General features: G+C 73.7%; 2 protein-coding genes. Both read right to left on the reverse strand.

Annotation, left to right across the window (positions count from 1 at the left end; all coding sequences use genetic code 11):
- Nucleotides 1-18: 18 nt before the first annotated feature.
- Complete coding sequence (locus MXD58_RS29425) at nucleotides 19-1494, reverse strand: sensor histidine kinase (protein WP_248837010.1); 1476 nt, start codon at nucleotides 1492-1494, stop codon at nucleotides 19-21.
- 65 nt (nucleotides 1495-1559) lie between these two features.
- On the reverse strand, nucleotides 1560-2264 hold the full coding sequence (locus MXD58_RS29430) for a response regulator transcription factor (protein WP_250611414.1): 705 nt from the start codon (nucleotides 2262-2264) through the stop codon (nucleotides 1560-1562).
- Between the last annotated feature and the right edge of the window lie 47 nt (nucleotides 2265-2311).

Genomic DNA, 2311 nt, shown 5'->3' on the forward strand with positions numbered 1-2311 from the left:
GCCCCGAAGGCGCGACGCCTACCCCGCCGGGGTGGCCGCAGCGCCGTGGTCCGGCACGGGCATCGGGTCGACGGGCAGGAGCAGGCGGAACGTGGCACCGCCGCCCGGGGTGGGTCGGTGTTCGACCCGACCGCCGTGCGCGTGGGCGACGGCCTGGGCGATGGACAGGCCGAGCCCGCTGCCGCCGGCGTCGCGGGAGCGGCTGGGGTCGGCCCGGTAGAACCGTTCGAACACCTGCGGCACGTCGCCGGGCGCGATGCCGGGACCGCGGTCGATGACGGACACCACGATCAGGTCACCGCCGGCCCTGGCATCGATACCGGCCTGGCCAGCGAGGGTGTCGCCGATGACGGTCTCGGCGATGACGGTGATCGGGGTGGCGGGCGGGGTGTGCACGACGGCGTTGCGCACCAGGTTGCCGACCGCGGCACGCAGTCGACCGGCGTCGCCGGGAAGTTCCAGCAACGGCGGCGCGTGCGCCTCGATCGGCCGTCCGGGCCAGGTCGCGAGGGTGTCGGCGACCACGTCACGGACCACGGCGGCCAGGTCGACCGGCTGGCGTTCGAGCACGGGACCCTGGTCGAGGCGGGCGAGCAGCAGCATGTCGTCGACCAGCCCGCTCATCCGCGCCGACTCCTCCTCGATGCGGCGCATGACCATGGCGAGATCCGCGGGCCGTCCCGCCGCCCCGCGGTGGAACATCTCGGCGTAGCCGCGAATGGAGGTCAGCGGGGTGCGCAGCTCGTGGCTGGCGTCGCCGACGAACTGGCGCAGCCGCCGCTCGGAGCGCTGCTGGGCCTGGAAGGCCGCCTCGATCCGGGTCAGCATCGCGTTGAACGCGTAGCCGAGCCGGCCAACCTCGGTGCGCCGGTCGGTGTCCTCGACGCGGCGGGTCAGGTCGCCGCGGGCGATCTGGTCGGCGGTCTGCTCGATACGGGTCAGGGGGCGCAGCCCGAGCCGGATCAGCACGTAGGTCAGCGCGGCGAGCGCCGCTGTGCCGAGGGCGCTGGCCACGATCTCGATCCGTCGCACGGTGCGCAGGGTGCTGTCGACCTGGGTGTAGGGGACGGCGACGACGAGCACCTGGCCGTTGGTGAAGCGTTCGGCGAGCAGCCGGAAGCGGCCGCGGTGGTTCTCCGCCGGGACCGTCTCCAGCGCGGCGTTCGCGAGGTTCGGGTGGACCGGCGCGGTGGCGAGCACCTGGCGGGTCACCTCGGGACGCCGGCCCGGCGCCGTCTGGTCGCCGTCGTCCTCGCTGAGACCCGGACTGGTCTGCGCGAGCCGGCGCCCGGCCGCGTCGTAGAGCGCGCCGTAGGTGCCGACCAGGTACACGCTGCCGAAGCGCTGGTCGGCGTCGTCCCGGTCGTGATCCGCCGCGCCGCGGTGCACCAGGGTCTGCTCGACGCGCGGATGGGCCTCCCGCACCTGCTGGTCGAGCCGGCCGCACAGGTAGCCGTTCACCGCGGCCTGGATCCCGACGGCGACCAGGGACATGCCGACGGCGACGAGGGCGACCACGGCCAGCAGCAGCCGCAGCCGCAGCGACACCGCCGGGCGTCTCACCGCGGCTGGCGAAGGACGTAGCCGATCCCGCGCACGGTGTGGAGCAGCGGTGGCGAGGTGGTGTCGATCTTGCGGCGTAGATAGCTGATGTAGGTCTCCAGCACCCGGCCGTCGCCGCCGAAGTCGTGGCCCCAGACATGGTCGAGCAGCTGGGCGCGGGTCAACACCGAACGGGCGTTGGTCAGCAGGTAGTGCAGCAGCCGGTACTCGGTCGCGGTCAGCTCGACGAGGTGCCCGGCCCGGCGCACCTCCCGGGTCGGCGGGTCCAGTTCGAGATCGGCCAGGCGCAGTGGCGGGTCCTGCTGGCGGGCCATGCCGGCGCGGCGCAGGATCGCCCAGACCCGGGCGACGAACTCGCTGACCGCGAACGGCTTGGTCACGTAGTCGTCACCGCCGAGGGTGAACCCGCGGACCTTCTCCTCAGTGGAGTCCCGCGCGGTGAGGAACAGGGTCGGCACGGTGTGCCCGGCGTGGCGCAGCCGCTGGCACACGGCGAACCCGTCGATGTCGGGCAGCATGACGTCGAGGACGAGCAGGTCGGGCCTGGTCAGCGCGGTCTGGGTGAGCGCCGCCTGGCCGCTGTGCACGGCGGTGACGTCGAAGCCCTCGTAGCGCAGCGCCATGGTTACCAGGTCGGTGATCGACTCCTCGTCGTCGACGACGAGGACACGCAGGTCTCGGTCCACAGCGTCGAGTCTCACCCACGGCCGCGGGCGGCCGCCGGCACGGGTGCCGCGCCGGCCGCGGC

Origin of the sequence: Frankia sp. AgKG'84/4 (genome assembly GCF_023242965.2) — a bacterium.
In the GTDB taxonomy this organism is placed as follows: Bacteria; Actinomycetota; Actinomycetes; order Frankiales; family Frankiaceae; genus Frankia.